Origin of the sequence: Mucilaginibacter sp. KACC 22063 (genome assembly GCF_028736115.1) — a bacterium.
GTDB lineage: Bacteria > Bacteroidota > Bacteroidia > Sphingobacteriales > Sphingobacteriaceae > Mucilaginibacter.
This window is the reverse complement of record NZ_CP117877.1, coordinates 662,416-684,512: the sequence shown is the minus strand read 5'-3', so window position 1 is coordinate 684,512 and position 22,097 is coordinate 662,416. Positions and strand designations below refer to the sequence as shown.

The following is a 22,097-nucleotide window of genomic DNA, read 5'->3' as shown; positions in this document are numbered from 1 at the left end:
AACAGAAATAATTTAGATTAATGCGATACCTAATTAGACATGCTGTTGAAACACATCGACCAAGTAAAATTTTTCCTGACAGAAACAAGCCTTTATAAATTTCAAAAGGCATTTAACCTGTTATTTCTTCATTTTGGCGAATTTTCAAAAAACGGCTTTTCATTCATCTAAAGAATCAAAGCATTCGTCGAATTAATTTCATAAGATCTGGGTACAGGGGTTATTTCGCAATAAATAACTCATGCTATGCGGAACACAATACTTAAAATATTAATTGCAGTTGTTTTGCCTTTTACATCTGCTATGGCCCAAAAAAGCGGAACTGTAACCGGGCATTTATTTGACGGCCAGCAAAAACCTGTAGAATTTGCCAGTGTGCATTTATTAGCTGCAAAAGATTCGGCCATGGTTACCGGTACGATGAGCGAGATAAATACCGGGGCATTTACTTTTAAGAATATTGCACCGGGTAATTATATTGTCAGGGTAAGTTACATCGGCTATGACAGGCAATTCAAAAACATAGCCTTGCAGCAAGGCGAAACTTTAAATATTGATATAAAACTTAATGCAAGTGTAAAAGCACTTGCAGGTGTGGTGATATCAGGTAAAAGGCCATTAATAGAAGCAAAAAGCGACCGCATTGTATTTAATATTAGTAATACCGTGTTTGGTAGTGGTTATGATGCCATACAATTGCTTGAAAAAGCGCCAGGCATATATGTTAACCCTCAAAGTGAAAGCATTTCATTAAACGGCAAGCAGGGTACTACAGTAATGGTAGACGGCAAGAAAACTTACCTTGCAGGCTCAGATCTGGCGGCCTTTCTAAAAAGCTTTCAAAGCAATACCATTGACAAAATTGAAATAATATCTAATCCCGGTGCAAAGTACGATGCCCAGGGCGGCGGCGGTATTATCAACATCATTACAAAAAAGGCCAGCCTCGATGGTACTACTGGTACCATTAATGCAGGTGTTGCAGTGGGTCAATCAAAAAGAACCAATGAGGGCTTCAGCATTAATCACAAAAGCGGCAAAGTAATTATATATGGAGGTTACAATTTCTCTTATCGCAACTCCAGGTCAAAAGAGCAGCTTGAACTTGATTATTTGAATCCTCAAAATGCTAATGAGGTTACCAATATCCATAATTCATACACCTACAGCCCATATAAAACATATGCACATAATTATCGTGTAGGGCTTGATTTTAATGCATCGCCTAAAACAGCTTTCAATATCTTATTTACCGGCTTCAATTTTAAAAAGAACCTGTATGCGTATAGTAACACAAATATTTTGCAGGCAGCTAATGTTGTCGATTCTGTGCTGAACAATAATACATTTACTAAAGACAATAAGCATCAATACAGCGGTAATTTAAGTTTTAAACACAGTATTGATTCTACTAAGATCATCACTGCTGAGGTTAACTACTCTGCTTACAACTCTTCGCAGTTTAACAATATTGAGAACACGTACACTATTCCCGGAAGTGCCGTCCCCATCGGTGGGCTTGATCTGCGTAACAACCTGCCTACAAAAATCAATATCTGGGTGGCTAAAACAGATTACGAACAATCATTAGGTAAAGGCAAACTGGAAGCCGGATTGAAATTCAGTACGGTTAATACAGACAATAATGCACAATACGAGCTTTTTAACAACAATCAATGGGTTAATGACCCTACAAGAAGTAATTATTTTAAATATAAAGAATCAATAAGTGCAGGCTATGCTGTTTACAGCAACAAGTTAGGCACTTACGAATATAAGCTTGGCCTACGTGGCGAGCTGACAAATTCTGACGGTAACCTGGTCACTACACAAAATGTTGTAAAACGCCAGTATTTTAATCTGTTCCCTTCGCTGATACTTAGCAAGGACATTAATAAAGATAACTCACTTAATTTATCGTACAGCCGCAGGATCAACCGCCCCAGCTATCAGGATCTTAACCCGTTCATATACTTCATGGATATCTATACCTACAGCCAGGGAAATCCATTTCTTAAACCAGAATACACAAATACAATAGACCTTACATACACTTTAAAGAATACTTACGTAGCCTCAGCCGGTTATTCTGTTACATCAAGCACCATCAATTATGTTACGCAAAGGGAAACAGATGATTCGCGCATAACACGTATCAGTGCCCAGAACCTTAAAAACTTATACCAGTATTATATAAATTTCACCATACCTATAGAAGTAGCTAAATGGCTTTCTATTTATAACAACATTAATATATCTCACCTCGAGTACCAGAAAAATGATGTGAGCCAGATAACCAATTCGGGTTTTTACGGTGTATATGGTATCAGTAATTATTTCAAACTTCCTGATCATTGGCAGCCGCAATTATCTGGTTATTTCCAATCGTCAATGCCAAGTGGTATCTATCATTACAGTCCGCAGTATCAGGTTACTTTAGGCCTGCAAAAAAGTTTTGACAAAGGCCCAACATTAAGGCTTACCTACAATGACGTATTTAAATCGGCACGTGCAAAATCAGTGGCAGTGCTTCCAGACCTTATAACGCGTGACGTATACCGTTGGGATTCAAATTTTTTACAGTTTTCAATCAGCTATCCCTTTGGATCTAAAAAAATTAAACCATCAAACAAAAATTCAGCAGGAGATGAGCAAAGTAGAATTAAATAGTGAAACAGCACTTCTGGTAACAGGTGCTGATATTGACAAGCTGCATGAAATTGCTTCATATCTTGAAGATCATATTACTGCACTTCCTTTATCACCCGGAGTTACTAATGGCAAATGCGGCGCAGCACTGTTCTTTTATAATTATGCTACATGGGTAAATGAAGACCCTAAATACATCAACCTATGCGAAAGTATCCTGCTTGGGGCTATAAAAGATCTGTATGCACATAAAATAAACGGCGCTTTATACTACAATGATATTGCTGAATTAGGGATGTTTATTACACATCTTCAAAATGAAGGGTTCCTGGACCATAGCTTTGATGAAGTGCTCAGGCAAATTGATTTAAAGGCAATCAATGGTGCAAATAAATTATGTGCTGAACAAAATTTCGACAGATTTACAGGTTTCCTTACACTTGCCTACTATTTCCTGCAACGCAATAGTTCAGCATATACCGAAGTAAGGGAGGCTATTCAGCACATTATCGATACCTTATTAAGCTCTGCTCAGCATACCGGCAGTGGCAGCACCTATTGGGTGTCGAAACTTTTTAATAAAAGCAATATATACCTGGGATGGAGCCACGGTGTGGCCTCCGTAATTCTGCTGCTGACAGAAATTGTTGATAGTAATTCAGATTACAGAATAACTGAAATAAAGGATTGCATAAATGCAGCCTGCCAGTATCTTATTGATCATAAAAATGAAAAAAGCGATAGCTGTTTTCCAGACATTGTTGGTGAAGAAAAAGCCAATAGCCCGCTAAACTTATGCTATGGCGACCTGGGTATTGGTTATGCGCTTTTAAAAGCAGGAAAAAGTTTAAATAATGAGCTTTTATATGAACAAGGTTTAAACAGCCTACGTCACTCGGCTTTAAGGCGGTCTTTATCAACCTGTAACATACATGATGCTTCTGTTATTTACGGGACATCGGGCCTTATTACCCTGTTTAGCAACTTGTATCAGGAATATCAGCTTGAAGATTTCGCCATTGCTGCAGATTATTGGTATTCGGTAATGCAGGTACAGCTACAGCAGCCCGGAAAACCTGCCGGTTATTCGGGTTACTACAACCAGGGTAACCCACATGTAAACTTTACGCTTTATGAAGGCCTGTCAGGGCTTGGGCTTAGCCTGATGGCATTACAGGCAGGCACAAAAGATCTGATCAAATTTATCGGCTATTAAAAACTAAACCATCATGATTGAAGAACAAATTGAAAGCAAGCTTATAGAGCAGATTAAAACAGGCGAGCATGTAATTGCGTCATTGCCGTTCAAAGGCAATTCGTTGTTTTCGGGCAAGTTGGGGCGTATTCTATACCTGGCATATAATTATAAGCTGCTTGGGAATGAAGAAAATATTGAAACTGCGGTCACCTATCTTGATGAATTGTTCGACTATTTTAAAAGCGGCTCACCCGAGGCGATACTTGAAATACCATGGGTACTCCCCTCTTTGTGCAGGGTTATAATGACCTTAAATCAGGATAATATCATAGATATAGAATTGCAGGATGATGAGTTTTTTGTTTTCGACGAGATGGTATATAAGAGCGCTAAAACTTATTTGGCAAATAATAATATTGATTTTTTATATGGTGCTGCTGGTGCCTTAAGTTATCTGGTAAACCGTATTGATTATAATGGCAAAATAAAAGATTACATAACGGATGCTTTTGAAAGCTTAATGCTTTTAAAGATGGAGGATGAACATGGGGTCAGGTTCTTCAATTCACACATCTCCAAGCAAAACCGCTCAGCAGATATTGATCTTGGAGTTGCACATGGGCAAAGCGGCCTGATACTGGTATTGCTGGATATTTACAAAGCAGGCATTTTACAACCGGAAATACGCGGACTGATAATCGGTATGCTTAAGTATATACTTGGTTTAGAACGTAAGCCCGAAAGGGCCGATGGCGTATATTCTTACTTCCCTGTAACCATTGATGAAAACTTTGCCAGAACAGCCCCCGAGAACATCAAAAAATATAATGACAGGATGGGCTGGTGCTATGGCGACTTAAATATTGCATTAGTGTTTTACCGTTGTGCAGATGTTCTTAATATGCCTGAACTGCTTATTAAAGCAGATACGTTAGGCAGGGATACCTGTACACGCCTTACAGAAGAAGAATCAGGCATAGAGAATGCCCATTTATGCCACGGATCGGCAAGTATGGTATTAATGTATAACGCACTTTACCGTGAACAGCCCTTGCCTGAATATATGGATACTAAAAACTTCTGGATGGAATATACCCATAATTACATACAGAACGAACTAAAAGATCCTGAAAGTAACGGGCGTGCCGAGCAATTATTAATGGGTATACCTGGTGTAATGCTGGTGCTGATTAATGAAGCGCTTGGAGGGAATCAGAAATGGCAAAGCATATTCTTAATGTAACTAAATAAACCTTAATTATGGAAAAGCTAAAAATAGGGTTAATTGATTTTGGTATCAGAACCGCAAAGCTTAACAGCCTTTTAAAAGTTAATGATTTGATTAATTATGCCTATCAGGCAGATGAGTTGGGCTATTCAAGGTTTTGGCTGGGCGAGCATCACATCCCCGACCCTACCCATACCTGGAATGACCCTACTATATTGATACCTATACTTGCTTCCATGACATCAAAGATACGTATAGGCACGGCTGGAATATTATTAAGTATACATCAGCCATATCACGTAGCATGTAACTTTAAAATGCTTACCAACCTGTTTCCTAACCGCATTGATCTTGGCTTGGCAAATGGCGGAGTAATGTCGTCCGTCGCTCAATTGGCTACAGGCATAGAAGGGCTGAATATGCCCGAAGCCTTCAAAAACAATCTGGATAAATTTTTCTATATCATTAATAACGAAAGTGAAGTTCTTCAAATAGGCACAGTTGTGTCACCATATAAAGGCGTTAACCCAGACGTTTGGTCGCTAAGTACAGGTATGGGTAAGAGCATCGATAGAGCTTTGGAGCATGGCACTAATCTTTCAAGGTCCATCTTTCATACCAATGCTGACATGGAGGCTCACAAGGATAAATTAGCGGAGTTTAAAGAAGCATTTTATAATAAGCACAATCGTTATCCGAAAGTAAATCTTGTAGTTTCAGGTATCTGCCACAAAACCACCGCTAAGGCAAAAAGAGCGGTAGGCCCGCTGCGCGATGGTTTCGGGTATAATATTACAGGGACACCTGCACAGTTTCATGAAGCCTTTTTAGCCTTCAGCGAAAAGTATGGTGTTGATGAAATCATTTTCATGAATGCTGCAAAAGAACCTAAAGACAGGCTTATGGGCATTGAGCTTATAGCACAGGAGTTTTCATTGCCCGATTCTGCTAAAGTGCGCAGAGTAAAACAAACAGCAGCTTAGTATACACGATCTAAAACAATAACTATCATGGCATCTTTCCCATACTATCGTCAGCTTGAATCAATGGACTGTGGGCCCACTTGTTTAAAGATGATCTCCAAGTATTATGGAAAACGCTTTAGCCTTGATACACTACGGCAAAAAACCAAACATAGCCGTAACGGTGTTTCTTTGTTGGGTATAAGCCAGGCTGCTGAACAGATCGGGTTTCGTACAGTTGGCGCAAGGGTAAATTATGAGGATCTTAAAGAAAGTATCCATTTACCGTGTATAGCCCATTGGGACCAAAATCACTTTATTGTCGTATATAAAATTAAAAAGGATAGGGTTTTTGTAGCAGACCCGGGCAAGTCGTTGCTTTCTTATCCCAAAAAAGAGTTTCTGCAAAAATGGGCATTTAATGCTGCTGAAAAAAAGCAGGATGGTATAGTATTATTGATTGAGCCTACCCCAAATTTTTATACCGAAGAAGAGGAGCAGGACACCTCTATTAAAGCGACAAAAATACTGAGGTATCTCAGAGGCTATAAAAAACTGTTTATACAATTACTGATTGGTCTTTTAGCAGCAGCCCTGCTGCAAACGATATTTCCGTTTTTAACACAGTCAATTGTTGATATAGGTATCAATAACAACAATATCAATTTCATAAATATGATATTGCTGGGGCAGTTGATGCTTTCGCTCGGGCAAACTACCATTGAGCTGATACGCGGATGGATATTACTTCACATTAGTACGCGTATCAGTATTTCCATTCTTTCAGATTTTTTAACCAAACTGCTCAGGTTACCTCTGTCATTTTTTGATACCAAAATTACCGGTGACATTATGCAGCGGATAAGTGATCAGAAAAGAGTAGAAACATTTTTAACAAGTACGTTCCTTAATACTGTTTTCTCATTTATAACGCTCATTGTATTCGGATCAGTGCTGGTATCTTATAGTCAAAGTATCTTTTTGATTTTCTTAGGGGGGAGCTTAACCTATTTTACATGGGTTTATCTCTTTCTTAAATTCCGCAAGAAATTAGATTATAAGCGGTTTGAAATATCTGCAGCCAATCAAAATAATATTATTCAGTTAATGAGTGGTATCCATGAAATTAAAATGAATGATTGCGGAACACAAAAGCTTTGGGAATGGGAGCGTATACAGGCTCAGCTGTTTAAATTTAACACCAAAAGCTTATCACTAAGCCAGTACCAGCAAGTGGGTGCAGTATTTATCAATCAAACTAAAAATATCCTTATTGTATTTTTAGCTGCCAAGCTGGTAATTTCCGGAAACCTGACACTTGGTTCCATGCTGGCCATACAATTTATTGTTGGCCAGTTAAATTCGCCGGTTGAACAGTTTATACAGTTTTTACAAAGTGCGCAGGATGCAAAAATAAGTGTCGACCGTCTGAATGATGTGCATGAAGTATCAGATGAAGAGCCAGATGACCGGCAGTTTATTAAGCGCCTCCCTCCTGACAAGTCTATCCGTTTAAGCAACATTACGTTTACTTATCCGGGGGCTGGTAACCATCCGGTATTAAAAGGTATTGATTTATATATTCCCGAAGGAAAAATAACTGCTATTGTTGGCGACAGTGGCAGCGGTAAAACAACTATTCTGAAATTATTATTAAAAATATATAACCCTGATAGTGGCACATTGCAAATGGGCGAAACAGATTATAGCACCATATCACATGCGGCCTTAAGAAAAGAATGCGGAGTGGTAATGCAAGATGGGTTTATATTTTCAGATACTATTGCTAACAATATCATGGTGAGTAACGAGATATTTAACTCGGCCAACCTGTTACACGCCATAAAAACTGCTAATATCGACCAGTTTATTAAACAATCGCCGCTGGGGTTAAATACAAAGATCGGTGCAGAAGGCAATGGGCTAAGCCAGGGCCAAAAACAGCGCATACTTATTGCAAGGGCTATATATAAGGATCCTCATTATATGTTTTTTGATGAAGCCACCAATGCTCTTGATGCAAATAATGAAACGAAAATCATGCATAATCTTAACCAGGCCTTTAAAGGGCGTACGGTGGTGGTGGTAGCGCACAGGCTAAGCACGGTTAAAAATGCCGATCAGATCATTGTTTTAAAATCCGGGCAGATTGTTGAGCAGGGAAAACATGAAGACCTGGTAAATACCCGCGGATTTTATTATGAGCTTATAAAAAACCAGCTTGAACTTGGTAACTAATAATTAATACACGTATTTGTGGTTAAAACAAATTTCACTATCTTACAAATTATAATAATAAGGCATATACAATAAGCAAACTATTGAATGTCAAAACAAACTAACCAAATCACAGCAATACTTTCTGGCACAAACAGCCGCCGTTCCACTACCGTTATAATTCATATTGCGTTTTGGTTGCTCATTTTTAAATGGTTTCTGTTTCAGGCGCAATGGGTCACGGGCGATAGCCACCCTACTGCTACATACCTCATCGGATTACAAAAGTACATCATCATATTAGCCTGCTTTTATGGCGTTTCATTTGCCTTAAAAACTAAGCAGGATGCCATTCATACAGCTTTTTATGTAAGCCTGATACTCCTATTTACACTAACTATATATGGTATAAGCGCATATTACCTATATAATTATATCAACCACACACAGGATATGCCTCCCTATTACCGGCGGTTTGTAAAAAACATATCGCAATATGGTGCCTGGACATTTGTAAAAGATTACAATGTATTATATTTTCATTTCGAGCAGCTGGGCTTAGCTTTATTTCCAGCTTTAACGATTAAAATATTCAGGGTTGCTTTTAAATCGAGGTTAGAGAAGCTTAAACTTGAAAAGGATAATCTTACGCTCGAACTCAATTTTTTGCGCTCGCAGATTAATCCGCACTTTTTGTTTAATACACTAAACAGCGTATATTCTTTAATTGAAGACAAGGACGAAACAGCTGCATCAATGGTCTTTGCGCTTTCAAGTATGATGCGTTATGCACTTTATGATTCAAATGCCTCGGAAATTGATGCCAGTAAAGAATTGTATTTCATAAAAAACTATATTGATATCCAGAACATCAGGCACAGTAACAGGCTGTCAATAGAATTAAATATAGCCGATGATCTGGATGTGGTTAAAGTACCTTCGTTATTGCTGATCAATTTTGTTGAAAATGCCTTTAAGCATGGCGTTGATAAAATGGTAAAAGATTCGTGGATTAAGATTAATGCATGGATAGATGATACAAAAGCATTTTGTTTTGAAGTAACTAATCTAAAGCCAGCAGCTAATTTAAGAAAGTCAGTAGGGGGTATTGGTGTATCTAATACCAGGAGAAGGTTGGACTTACTATACCCCAACCGCCATACGCTTGAAATATCAGAAGATGAGAAAATATATAACGTACTGTTGAAAATTTGGTAAATATGGAAAGTAGCATATCATGTGTTGTAATTGATGACGAGCCATTAGCACAGGATCTGATTGAAAAATATATAGGCAGAATTTCATCGCTTAACCTGTTGGCCAAATGTGAAAATGCAATTGATGCAATTGAAAGAGTTTCTGTTTTAAAACCTGATCTTATATTTCTGGATGTTAATATGCCCGAAATGACCGGTATCGAGTTTATTAAAACCTTCAGTTCTTATAAACCTTTAATTGTACTTACAACTGCATATCCCGAGTATGCTGTTGATGGTTACGAACTTGATGTGCTTGATTTTATTTTAAAGCCAATAACATTTGAACGTTTTGTAAAAGCTATAAATAAAGTTAAAGATAAACTGGCGCGAAGCACCGAACATTTATTGCCTGCGAATGACCCTGCCTTGACTACTGAATTAAACAAGCCAGTATCTGGCGAAGCAGAAATTAAAAACAGGCAGATCCTTTTTAAGGAGAATAAAAAGTTTGTAAATGTTTCTATAGATGAAATCCATTTTGTTGAGGGTATGAAGGATTACCTGAAGATACATACCTCATCAAAAGTGCTTATAACCCACATGACCATGACTAAAATAGAAGAGATGTTACCTCAGAGAGAATTTCTAAGGGTAAACAGATCATTCATTGTCAGAAAATCATCTGTAAAATCTATCAACGGCAATACCATAGAGCTGATAACCAATGAAGAAGTGCCCATTGGTATCAGGTACCGCGAAGCTATAAAGGGCCTTGCAGAAGGCGGAGCCTTATAAACAGCTGCTCAGTATTTAATTGGTCGAAATTTGACTTTAATTGGTCGAATTAAATTGTGACGATAATCATGTTTTTGTTCTTTTAATAAACCAAAAACAAAAGACATGAAAACCTTAAACCCTAACCCAAAATCATTACTTAAATTAAAGAAAGAAACAGTGTCAAGGTTATCTGTAAATAATGCAGATGGTATGGACTTTCCTACCGGCACATTTCCTACAACATCACAACTTTGCTTTAGCCTGGCCAGATTGGCAGAAAGAAATTAATAATTAAGTCAGGTACATTACAAAATATTTTGATGGCAAATGCAGCTGTTTATACATGCGGAATTGTTGAAGATGAAGAGCTGGCGTATGAACTGCTTAGTAAATTTATTCGGCGGGCAGATACTCTTAAAGTATTATGGAGAGAAACTTCTTCAAAAAACTTATCAGCTAAATCGCATTGTAAAGTTGATATCGTATTTCTTGACCTTTTGGATAGCCCCTTATCAAATGTTGCAGAAATTGACCAATGTATCAGTCAATACGGAAATATCATTATTACTACTGCACATACAGAGGTTTATATTAAAAGCTTAGGAATAAAATATGTAGCCGTATTAAACAAGCCGTTTTCTTATCAAATATTTGAAAATGTAGTTCATGAAGCATTAAGTAAAATATCCTACTAAATACTTATCACAACAAAACTAACAACTGACCTTGTTATACCTGCATACAGAAAGTCATAGTACTTTCTTATGCAGGTTTTTATTTAAAAACCTTTTTAACCCCTTATACATTTAACTCTTTTTAACAATTTCTTAATTAAATCGCTATTTTCTTATCATATCATAACACAACATTTGTTGCAGTTATGGTTATACAAATAGACGATATTAAACAAGGCGATCACGACTGTTTTAAGAAGGTCTATTACCTGTACCATACCAGGCTTTATAATTACATCTACAACAAAACGCAGATACCTTTCCTGGCAGAAGATATTGTGCAATCGGCCTTTGTAAAATTCTGGGAAAACCGCGCAAAAATTTCTGACGATCACAGCATTGAGGTACAGCTTTTTCAGATTGCCAAAATGTTGCTGATTGACGAATACCGCCGGGGTAACACAAAGGATAAATACATCCAATGGGTTAGCGGTTTACATACCGGCCATATTGATAATGACCCTTTTGTTGCTAAGGACACATTGCGCAATGTAATAGCCGCGATGGAAAAGCTGCCCCCGGTACGTAAAAAGGTATTTAAATTGAGCCGGATAGATAATTACACCTATAAACAAATCTCTTCCACATTAGGCTTATCCACAAAAACGGTAGAGAACCACATCTCAAAAGCTATTAAGCAATTGCGCACTGCATTAGGCTAATCCGGCTTTCTTCATCAATCCGTTATATACTTTTCTTAAACTTACCGTTAAACTTTAGTTGGCATTAGGGGTAACCCGTGTCTGGTACGTAATATGGGCATGAATATAACCGAAGACCTGATCAATCGGTACCTGCAGTTTAAATGCAGCGAAGAAGAGCGTTTATTCTTGAATAAATATTTTGAAGCGCATCCGCAGGAATTGGAAAAATACCTGGACGAATCAGCTTTTTTAAACAACCCAGATACTAAACCGCTTGACTCAGATACTACAGAAAAAATGCTTCGCGCAATTGAGCGGAAAATTAACCGGGATAAAGATTAGCTGATTTCATTCTCCTTATTTTAAACACACTCTTCGTGTTTACTTATTACTTTTTTAAAAAAAATTCACATCCTTTACCAACATCTATTGTTTAGCCGCCCGGCTTAACTAAAATTTAACACACTTTCTGAATAAAAGCACCTCTGGTTACATTAAAACGAGGCCTTACAACAGTTTGCCTTGTTTGTTTTCTTCATCTCTATTAAATAATCATTAAGGATAGGGGTAGCCCGCCGCCAAACCGTAATTGTAGTAAATGAGCATCATTAACTATCAAGAAACTTTAAATCCAACAACAATTAACACGTATTATTCATGAAAAAAATGTACTCCTTTTTTTTAAGGCCATTTTACAGCATTGCAGCTATTCCGCTTACGGCATTGGCACTAATGCAAAGCCCGGCAACTTACGCCCAGAGCCGGACGATAAAAGGTATGGTTACTGACGAAACCAACGCACCGCTTCCTGGCGTAACGGTAACTATTAAAGGCACCTCAACCGGTACTGTTACCAAGCCAGATGGTAGTTTCAGCATCCAGGCAAACGCTGGCAGCGTGCTTCGCTTTACATTTATTGGCGCAAATGCAGTTGAAAAACCGGTTGACGGCAACAGCATGATGAACGTAAAGCTGATAACAACAGCTAAAGCCTTAAAGGATGTTGTTGTTATTGGTTATGGTACAGCCAGCAAAAAAGACGTTACCGGATCAATCACCTCGCTTAAATCCGAAGACTTTAATCAGGGTGTGATCACTACGCCTGCAGAATTGCTTCAGGGTAAAGTTGCCGGTTTAAACGTAACACAAAGCGGCGACCCTAACCAGAAACCTGCGGTAATTCTGCGTGGCCCATCAACTTTCAGAACAGGTAACGGAGCCCAAGAGCCATTCTACGTAATTGATGGTGTACCAGGTGCTTCTATTGATGTGCTTGCTCCTGCTGATATTGAAAGCATCGACGTATTGAAGGATGCGGCATCTACCGCCATTTATGGTTCAAGAGCGGCTAACGGTGTAATTATCGTTACTACCAAGAGAGCCAAACTTGGCCAGGCCCGTTTAGATTACAGCGCTTACGGCAGCATCAATAAAGTTTCTAAGCAGATAGATATGCTTACTGCACCCGAGTTGCGTAAATATTTGGCAGACAATGGACAGAAACCATTGGCAAACCCGATAGATGACGATGGGTCTGACACCAAATGGCAAAACCTGATTGAGCGTACCGGTTATTCACAAAACCACAACTTATCTTACGGCGGTGCAGGCAAAAGCTCTGATTATGGCGCAAGCGTAAACTACTTTAAAAATAATGGCATCTTAAAACGTACTGATTTAGAGCGCATCATCATCCGTGGTTATATAAATCAGCGCTTCTTTAACGACAGGTTGAAACTGAGCCTGAACGTGACCGACAGCAAAAGCAACTCTGACGACATTTACCAAAGCAACGTGTTGCCGGCTATGCTGTTCTATTTACCAACGGTATCGCCTTTCAACCCTGACGGCAGCTATAAAGAGAACTATACCCGTACAGGTAGCGGCACTTTAAACCCGCTTTCGTTACTGAACAATAACACCATTCAGCAGAAGAACGAAAAAACACTGATCAACGGTATTGCCGAGGTGAATATCATCGATGGCCTGAAGTTTACCTTAAGCGGATCAACCCAACGCGACCAGAATAACTATGGCAGCTATATCAATAGCCAGTCTGGCCTTGCAGTAGGCCTGAACGGTGTGGCCAGACGTTCATCCTATCTGAACACTAACGACGTATTGGAGTCATACTTCAACTATGACCGTACTTTCGGCCAGCATAATATTAAGTTGTTAGCAGGTTACTCATACCAGCAGAACCGCGTGAACGATGGTTTTGGTGTGCAGACACAGAACTTTTCTAATGATGCCATTACTTATAACAACTTGTACCTTTCTAACCCTTCGTCGGTTTCACAGATCGCTTTTGATAACAACCCGATCTCTATTCTGCGCCTGATTTCTTACTACGGACGTGTTCAGTACCAGTTTGCAGACCGTTACCTTTTACAAGGCTCGTTACGCCGCGACGGTTCTTCTGCGTTTGGTATCAACAACCGCTGGGGCTTATTCCCTGCCATTTCAGGTGCATGGAGAATCAGCAGCGAAGAATTTATGCGCAACATTCCAACCATCAGCGATTTGAAACTGAGAGTAGGTTATGGCCAATCTGGTAATAGTACCGGTTTCTCTGCCTACTCAGCACTGGTGGTTTATGGTACCCAAAGCAGCAGCAAATTCTACTACAACGGTAACATCGTAAACGCCATTGGCCCGATACAGAATGAAAACCCTGATCTGAAATGGGAAAGCACAGCCACAACTAATATCGGTTTGGATTTCGGTTTGTTCCAGAACAGGTTAACAGGTTCGGTAGATTATTATATCAAGAAAACATCTGACCTGATCTATGATACTCCTGTTTCTTTAACGCAATATGTTTATCCGTCTTTAACTGTAAATGCTGGTAATGTTAAAAATACCGGCATTGAGGTGGTGTTGAATGCTACTGCCGTTAAAACAAAAGACTTTAGCTGGAAAACATCCTTCAACGTTTCGCACAACACAAACGTAGTAGAAAGCCTTTCAAGTAACCTGCCTATCATTTATACAGCACAATTAGGAGGAAAAGGGCAATCGGGTAATTCCAGCCAGATCATTCAGGCAGGCTTGCCTGTAGGCGCTTTTTACCTGTGGCACTACATGGGCAAAAACGCAAACGGCGTAAGTACTTATCAAAATGCAGCGGGCAATACTATTGCCACCCAGCCGCTTACTACAGACCAGTTTTATGCAGGCAGCGCCCAGCCGAAAATGATCTACGGTTGGTCAAACAGTTTCTATTACAAAAACTTCGACCTTAACTTCCTGGTAAGAGGTGTTTATGGTAACAAGATATTGAATGCTACACTGGCTTCATTAAATAACCCAGCCGATGCCAAACTTCAGAATATCCCGCGCTATACTTTAGGTGAATCATTTAAAGACATCAACGCTTACCTGATATCAGACCGTTACCTGGAAAGCGGCTCTTACCTGCGATTGGATAATGCAACCCTTGGCTATACCATCAAAACAAACATCAGCGCAATTAAAAGGCTGAGACTGTACCTGTCTGGCAATAACCTATTTGTAATTACTAAATACAAAGGCATAGACCCTGAGATTAACATGGGCGGCTTGACCCCGGGTATCGACAACAATAACTATTATCCAAAAACCCGTACTTACATTTTTGGCATAAACGCTTCATTCTAATTCAATTCGACATACACGATGAAAAAGATACTTTCTATTATAGCTGGGGTTGCTGCGGTAGCATCTTTCAGCGCCTGTACTAAACTTGATGTACCGGTAGAATCGCAATACGTAAAATCAAATTTCCCAACTACGGCATCAGATTATAATGCCCTTTTGGGTACCATGTACTCTAACTTATCTTCCAGCTATGCGGTAAATTACTGGCGTATGCAGGAACTATCTACCGATGAAGCCATCATCCCTGCGCGTGATGGTAACTTCGACGACGGCGGCCAGTACCGCCAGTTACATTATCATAGCTGGACCTTTGACCACCCAAACGTAATTGGTGTATGGCAATGGGGGTTCAGCGGTATCAACACCTGTAACCGTTTACTAAGCGTGGTAAGCACATCTCCATCTTCAGATGCTACTAAAAAATCCGCTATAGCAGAGATCCGTGCCATGCGTGCTTTATACTACTACTTTATGATGGATTTGTATGGTAACGTGCCAATCATCACCAGCTTTCCGGTAAGTACGCCACCTGCTACGCAGCAGCGTGCCAAGGTTTTCAGTTTTATTGAAAGCGAACTGAAAGATGTATTACAAACCCTGCCTTCAAAAACCAGTAATGCTTCAACCAATACGCTGCAATATGGCAGGCCAACCAAAGGCATGGTTTTCGCACTGTTGGCTAAAATGTACCTTAATTCTGAAGTTTATACCGGCGCAGCCCGTTACCAGGATGTAGTTAGCATGTGCGACAGTGTGCAGAATAATAAGAACTATTCGCTTGATGCCCGTTACCGCGATATCTTTTTACCGAACAACGGCCCGCAGATCAACGAAACTATTTTTGCTATTCCTTATGACCAGCAGATTCCAGGTAACCAGTTTACCCGTTTTGGTTTCTTCTTTTACCTGGCACAAGCTTATGGCATGAACGTGAACCTGAGTATTGCCATGAGCACTACGCCTGAGTTTTACAAGCGCTTTAATGTTCCGAATGACTTCCGTACCAAAACCTGGTTAGTTGGCCCGCAATATTACCCTGATGGTAACGGCGGCTTCACTAATCAACCCGTTTATTATCCGGGCACCACTACACAAGTAGTGATTACGCCGGATCTGGTACTGGTACCCGGCAAACCAATGGACTTAGGTAACACTATTGCCAGCCAGGCCGAAGGTGTACGTTCAATCAAATACTACCCAGACCCTACCATCATCCAGTCTACCCGTTTAAATGGTAATGATGTACCGGTATTCCGTCTTGCCGATGTTTACCTGATGAAAGCAGAGGCTGAGTTACGTGGAGCAAGCGTTTCAACTGTAAACGGCGAAGTACAAACGCCGCTTTTACTGGTGAACAAATTGCGTACCCGCGCCGGTGCAGATGCGGCTACGTCAGTTGATCTGCAAGGTTTACTGGACGAACGCGCCAGGGAGCTTTCATGGGAAGGATGGCGCCGGAATGATCTGATCCGTTTCGGCCAGTTTGAGGTAGAGTACAAATTACCGAATGACGTGCTGACCATGAACAAAGACCTTACCCGCAGGTTGTATCCAGTTCCTTCAACCGAGCTAAAAACAAATCCTAACCTGGTTCAAAATCCGGGCTATTAATAATAAATTACAGCGGCAGAGCAATCTGCCGCTTTTTAGTTTTATACGATGATATTAAAATCTCTTACGGCCACAATTTTGCTTGCAGCGGCAACGGTATCGTTACAGCAGGACATCAACGACACACCTATTAACCATCTTCAGGTGATAGGGTCGCACAATAGCTATAAGCAGGCTATTGATACAACACTGTACAAACTGATGCTTGCCAAAAACCCCGATGTTGCCGGGCTGGATTATGAGCACATTCCATTAGCCGATCAACTGGATATGGGCTTGCGCAACCTTGAAATTGATATTTACGCAGATACTAAAGGTGGGAAGTATGCACACCCCAAGGGCCTGGAAATTGTACCCGGCCAGGCGCCTTATGATGTTAATCATGAAATGGAAGCGCCCGGCTTTAAGGTTTTCCATGTAATTGATTATGATTACAGAAGCAGCTGCCCAACGCTGAAAGACGCGCTTACACAATTAAAAAAATGGTCGGACGCGCACCCGGACCACACGCCTGTTTTTATAACGCTTGAGCCCAAAGACGGTGGGTCAAAAGACCAGCGCATTAAGCCTGAGCCTTTTACAGCACAGCGCTTTGCCGAAGTTGACAGGGATATGCTAAGCTACCTTGGCAAAGAGCACCTGATCACCCCCGATGATGTAAGAGGTAATTACAAAACGCTGAATGATGCGGTAGAACATGGCAACTGGCCGCTTTTGAAAGCAGCAAGAGGCAAGTTTCTTTTTATTCTGGACGACAGAAAGCGTAAGCGGAATATTTACATGTCAGGGCATCCGTCTCTAAAAGGCCGTGTTATATTTGCAAATGCAGAGCCTGGTACAGCAGAGGCGGCATTTATGATCAGGAATGATCCGCACGATCCGGAAATTCCGCAACTGGTAAAAAGAGGCTATATCATCCGCACACGTGCCGACCATGACACTCAACAAGCAAGGAATAATGACTATAGCGATTTCGAAGCGGCAATGAAGTCTGGCGCGCAGGTTATTACGACAGACTACTACCTGAAAAGCACACATTTTAAATCAGACTACGTTGTGAGTTTCCCGGATGGTGAAAAGTATTTCCGTACCGATCCAATTTTCAACCACTTATCAAACTAACTATCATCAATGATCAGTAACCAACTGAAACATAAGGCTTCAAAAAACGGCAAACTGCTCTTCTTTGCATCGGCTTTGCTGGCTTCATTTTCTGCCCATGCACAACAAGAGCATATTAATCCCTGGACTCAGAAAGAGATCACCACCATACAACCTGTAGCCGACCTTGACAAAGGCACCTGGTTAAAAGGCGACTTGCATGTGCATTCGAGGCACAGTAAGGAATCTACTAATAACTCGGTCGGTAAGATCATTAAATTCTGCGAAACCAACGGAATAGATTACGTATGCATCACCGACCATGACAACCATGTTAACGGCGATGTAATGCACAATACCTGGGCCGACCCTGATTTTAAATCTAAATCTGTAGTATTACTTTATGGTGCAGAATGGACCACTGTACGCGGGCACGGTAATGTATTTTCGGCCAAGCCTTATGACCACCAGCGATTATTCGATGTACGTGATCAGCGTGATGTGGTGATTGGGGCAGTTAAAAAAGGACTCAATGTTCACTTGTCGGCCAATCATCCAAGTGGTAAAGATCATTTCGGTTATTCTTATGACCTGGTACAATCTATCGAAGTATGGAATTCTGCTATCTGGTCTAAAAATGCCAACGCTATCATGATCTGGGATGATATGCTGTCATCAGGCAGAAAACTAACAGGCCGTGGCGGCAGCGATGCACATCATGGCGTACCGCAGGGAGACGAAAAGCCAAGCAAAAGCACATTTGAGGCTACTGCAAATTATGTAGGCACACCTACTACCTGGGTGTTTGCCACCTCGCGCTCACCACAAGCCATTGTTGATGCACTAACCAACGGCCGTGTATCAGTAAGCGCTAATCCGTACAGCCCACGTGTGGAGTTTTATGCCGACACCAACGAAGATGGCAAACCTGACATGATGATGGGCGATAATATAAAAGCCACGGGTAAAGCCGTAAAGTTTCGCGTAGAATTGAAAGGAAAAACCTTTACCGACTCAACTTATACTGTTAAGGTGGTAAAAAATGGCGGAGATTTTAACACCTACAAAATAACAGGAAAAGATCCCAAGGTGGAATTTACAGATACGCCTGATCTTACCGGCCGTACCTATTATCGTGTAACTGTTGAAGGCAAACCAGCAGATTATCCGCAGGTACCAACATCAGTAAAGCTTACCGGTAACATGGTAGCTTTATCAAATCCTATTTATTTCAACTTCGATCCGGAGTTTTAAAGTACTATCCCCATTAAAAAAAGAAAGCAGGCTTAGGGCCTGCTTTCTTTTTTTCGCCTGATCAATCGTCATCATCAACCAGGTCTGCCTTTCCGGCAAATTTCTTTGGATATTCTTTACCCTTTTTACTGTAATGCCATAAGATTCGGTTCAGTACATCGTCATTACCCCCGTCAACGTGATTGTACTCCGGCCGTAGCGATTGTTGCGCATAATAGCGGTCCTTCCCTTTTAATGAAGACAAGGTAGGGTTCATTTCGTCCAGCTTTATTTTATTAGACACAGCCGTATATACGTATGAAGATGGTTTATTATCAAAACAACTGAACATGGGTAGTGCCGTAGCATCCATCAGGTTCATTGGTGGTATGCCTAAGATCTGCTCAATGGAGCGTACCATACATGTTTGGTTATAATTTACAGACACCGCCCTTTGCATCCTGCTGTAAGGGCTTACCACAAAACCTGTGGTACGGTAGGCGGAAACATGGTCCCAACCAGCCTGCGAATCATCTTCGGTAACAAAGATCACCGTGTTTTTCCAGAAACGGCTTTTGCTTACCGCTTCAATAATCCGCCCCACTGCTAAGTCGTTATCGGCTACCATTGCCCGTGGCGTAGGCATGCCAGGACGAGTGCCGGTAGTATGATCTGTTGATAAAGCCATTACCGATAAGTTATAGAACTGGTCGCCGGGCTTATTTTCAATTTCTTTAAGCTCTTTGATAAAGGCATCGGCGCGTATCTGATCGGTAATTTTAAGATAGTCTGAAGCCGGATAAGTTTGCGAAAGCATTGGCCTTACGCGTGCTATGGTACTAACGTTGGTGAATATCAAAGGCTTGCCTGCCTTGTAGTTGTTATAGATATCTGTCCAGGTTAATTTGGTATCAATATTTGGTAATGATGCTTCGCCGAAAATTCTTACACTTTTACCGTGGTCAGCGGCATTGTTCCAGATAAATCCCTTTTTGCTGTAAACCATAGCATCAGTTTGCACGTGCGGATAACTACGGAACCAGGCACGTACATTCTTCTCTATGTAATCAGTTACCATACCTGCATCAGTCCACTGGTGTCCTTCTGCCGAGCATTTACCCGAAGCATAATAATTGTCAAGCGTAACAAAGCTACGCGCTAACTGGTGCTGGTTAGGGGTTACGCTGTCACCAAAAACGCACAATTCTTTACGCCCGTTACCTAATGGCAGGTCGCCTAAAACCTGGTCGTAAGTACGGTTCTCTTTGATAATGTAAATCACATGCCTAAATACCGAAGGCTCGCCAATACGCTCGGGCATTGGCCTTGCCGGTTGATTAGGTCGTGGCGTAAGCCTGGCCAGTTCCGTACGGAAATTAAGCATCAGGTCTTTTACCTTGTTTGTGTAATTAGCCAGCGTTGCAGCATCCGGAAGGTTAATAATAGAAACTGTAGCTTTTTGATGGTGCGAGTTATAGGCATCATCCGGGAAATCGGTGGCTTCGCCCTTACCGCCCTTCATCTCTTTGGTATTTACTCTGGCACCCTCGCCTTCCAGGTTAGCCACAAATAAATGCCCTTCATCAATGGCCAAACCACCGGGATAAGCCTCTGTAGGGATATAACCGGATACATTGCTTTTTACGCCTTGTTTACCTAAGTTAATTACAGCGACGGCGTTGTCCATGCCATTAGCCACATATAAAGTTTCGTCATTGGGGCTAATCGCTAAAGCATTCGGCGAATCGCCGATAAAGCCTTGTTTCCCGGCGTTGATCTTAACTGATATATCTTCTGTCTTTTTCAGCGATGCAACATTAATAACCGATACGGCATCGCTGTTGCTGTTAGCTACATAAAGATTGTTGCCGCTATGGCTGGCGATAATATCATTCGGGTGCAGGCCAACAGGGATACTTTTGATCTGCTTACCATCAGCCAGGTTAAATACCGCTACAGAGCCTTCGCGTGTGGCACCGGTCACAGGGTCGGTATAAACTTTCCCGTAAGGCACACCCGCCACTTCGGCTTTTGATTTGTCGGATGGCATGTCGCCGCCCCAATTGGTTACAAAAGCTTTACCGTTAACAATGGTTAAACCGTATGGAGCAACACCGGTTGGTGCTGCCCAAACTGTTGTTTTGGTAGCGATGTCTGTTTTAACTAAAGTATTATTGCCGTTTAATACAACGTACAGGTAATATTTGCCGTTTTCCTGGTTAACTGCCACCTCGTTAGGCAAAGCAAGCGGAGCCGGGGCTTCGGGTGTAAATGTAAAAGTGTCTTTTATGCTTATTTTATTTCCGTCCCAAATGGCATCCAACACAATAGACTTGCCGATGTCGCCGCTTGCAGCACTCCAGAAAATACGCACCTGCCCGTTAATCTGAGCTACTTCAATACCCGAGTAAGTGCTCATCATACCCCGGTAGGCATTGTCATTTGGGTATGTCCAGCGGCTTACCAGTTTCTTTTGATCTTTATCGATGATGGCAATTCCGTAACGATCTTCAATTGCAATAAGATTAGTGCCGGGGATCTGTTTCAGGTCAAGGCTGTGGTTCTCTAACTCAGGGCTGCCATAGGTAATCAGTTCGCCTGCGGGTTGAATGATGCGGTTGTAAGGCATCATTACCGGCAATACTTTTCTGTTTAAGGTACTATCGTCATAAGCCGAATGATGTTTCAACTGCTCAGCAGAACCATTTTTTTTGTCTGAACCGAAAAATGAATGGCAGGATGAGAAAGAAAGGTATGCTACAGCAAGTAACGGGAGGAATTTATATTTATTAGACATGGCCGCAATTAATTTGCAAAACTACAGGTTATATCGCCATTAAAGTTAAGCTTGTATTAAATTACACAGAATAGTGCAAAGAGTGAAATCTGTAATTTCTTAATTACA

Annotated in this window: 16 protein-coding genes; 15 read left to right on the top strand and 1 reads right to left on the bottom strand. The window is 40.9% G+C overall.

Annotated features, from left to right (window positions below):
* Positions 1-246 precede the first annotated feature (246 nt).
* The 15 genes from PQ461_RS03040 (at position 247) to PQ461_RS02970 (ending at position 19,213) form a co-directional block, all read left to right on the top strand.
* On the top strand, positions 247-2,670 hold the full coding sequence (locus PQ461_RS03040) for a TonB-dependent receptor domain-containing protein (protein WP_274208158.1): 2,424 nt from the start codon (positions 247-249) through the stop codon (positions 2,668-2,670).
* Positions 2,648-3,865 carry a lanthionine synthetase LanC family protein gene (locus PQ461_RS03035; protein WP_274208157.1) on the top strand — a complete coding sequence of 406 codons (1,218 nt, stop codon included), beginning with the start codon at positions 2,648-2,650 and terminating at the stop codon, positions 3,863-3,865. The genes PQ461_RS03040 and PQ461_RS03035 overlap by 23 nt, the downstream gene beginning before the upstream one ends.
* Before the next feature lie 13 nt (positions 3,866-3,878).
* Positions 3,879-5,090 carry a lanthionine synthetase LanC family protein gene (locus tag PQ461_RS03030; RefSeq protein WP_274208156.1) on the top strand — a complete coding sequence of 404 codons (1,212 nt, stop codon included), beginning with the start codon at positions 3,879-3,881 and terminating at the stop codon, positions 5,088-5,090.
* A gap of 17 nt (positions 5,091-5,107) precedes the next feature.
* Positions 5,108-6,058: an LLM class flavin-dependent oxidoreductase gene (locus PQ461_RS03025; RefSeq protein ID WP_274208155.1), complete on the top strand. Its 951-nt coding sequence runs from the start codon at positions 5,108-5,110 to the stop codon at positions 6,056-6,058.
* Positions 6,059-6,085: 27 nt separating this feature from the next.
* On the top strand, positions 6,086-8,275 hold the full coding sequence (locus PQ461_RS03020) for a peptidase domain-containing ABC transporter (RefSeq protein ID WP_274208154.1): 2,190 nt from the start codon (positions 6,086-6,088) through the stop codon (positions 8,273-8,275).
* Positions 8,276-8,362: 87 nt separating this feature from the next.
* Positions 8,363-9,472 (top strand): sensor histidine kinase, encoded by a 1,110-nt coding sequence (locus PQ461_RS03015; protein ID WP_274208153.1) that lies wholly within the window; start codon positions 8,363-8,365, stop codon positions 9,470-9,472.
* A gap of 2 nt (positions 9,473-9,474) precedes the next feature.
* Positions 9,475-10,248, top strand: a complete 774-nt coding sequence (locus tag PQ461_RS03010; protein WP_274208152.1) for a LytR/AlgR family response regulator transcription factor — start codon at positions 9,475-9,477, stop codon at positions 10,246-10,248.
* Between the two features lie 105 nt (positions 10,249-10,353).
* Positions 10,354-10,518 carry a hypothetical protein gene (locus PQ461_RS03005; RefSeq protein WP_274208151.1) on the top strand — a complete coding sequence of 55 codons (165 nt, stop codon included), beginning with the start codon at positions 10,354-10,356 and terminating at the stop codon, positions 10,516-10,518.
* Between the two features lie 32 nt (positions 10,519-10,550).
* Entirely contained in the window at positions 10,551-10,925 is a 375-nt protein-coding gene (locus PQ461_RS03000; protein WP_274208150.1) for a hypothetical protein, read from the top strand.
* Between the two features lie 185 nt (positions 10,926-11,110).
* Positions 11,111-11,626, top strand: a complete 516-nt coding sequence (locus PQ461_RS02995; RefSeq protein ID WP_274208149.1) for an RNA polymerase sigma factor — start codon at positions 11,111-11,113, stop codon at positions 11,624-11,626.
* A gap of 99 nt (positions 11,627-11,725) precedes the next feature.
* Complete coding sequence (locus tag PQ461_RS02990) at positions 11,726-11,950, top strand: hypothetical protein (RefSeq protein ID WP_274208148.1); 225 nt, start codon at positions 11,726-11,728, stop codon at positions 11,948-11,950.
* 315 nt (positions 11,951-12,265) lie between these two features.
* Positions 12,266-15,247: a SusC/RagA family TonB-linked outer membrane protein gene (locus PQ461_RS02985; RefSeq protein WP_274208147.1), complete on the top strand. Its 2,982-nt coding sequence runs from the start codon at positions 12,266-12,268 to the stop codon at positions 15,245-15,247.
* Positions 15,248-15,265: 18 nt separating this feature from the next.
* Positions 15,266-16,858, top strand: a complete 1,593-nt coding sequence (locus tag PQ461_RS02980; RefSeq protein ID WP_274208146.1) for a RagB/SusD family nutrient uptake outer membrane protein — start codon at positions 15,266-15,268, stop codon at positions 16,856-16,858.
* 48 nt (positions 16,859-16,906) lie between these two features.
* Complete coding sequence (locus PQ461_RS02975; protein WP_274208145.1) at positions 16,907-17,980, top strand: phosphatidylinositol-specific phospholipase C1-like protein; 1,074 nt, start codon at positions 16,907-16,909, stop codon at positions 17,978-17,980.
* Between the two features lie 9 nt (positions 17,981-17,989).
* Positions 17,990-19,213: a CehA/McbA family metallohydrolase gene (locus PQ461_RS02970; RefSeq protein WP_274208144.1), complete on the top strand. Its 1,224-nt coding sequence runs from the start codon at positions 17,990-17,992 to the stop codon at positions 19,211-19,213.
* 61 nt (positions 19,214-19,274) lie between these two features.
* Here the strand turns inward: PQ461_RS02970 and PQ461_RS02965 are convergent, their stop codons facing one another.
* Positions 19,275-21,989, bottom strand: coding sequence for a bifunctional YncE family protein/alkaline phosphatase family protein (locus PQ461_RS02965; protein ID WP_274208143.1), 2,715 nt, complete (start codon positions 21,987-21,989; stop codon positions 19,275-19,277).
* Positions 21,990-22,097: the final 108 nt, after the last annotated feature.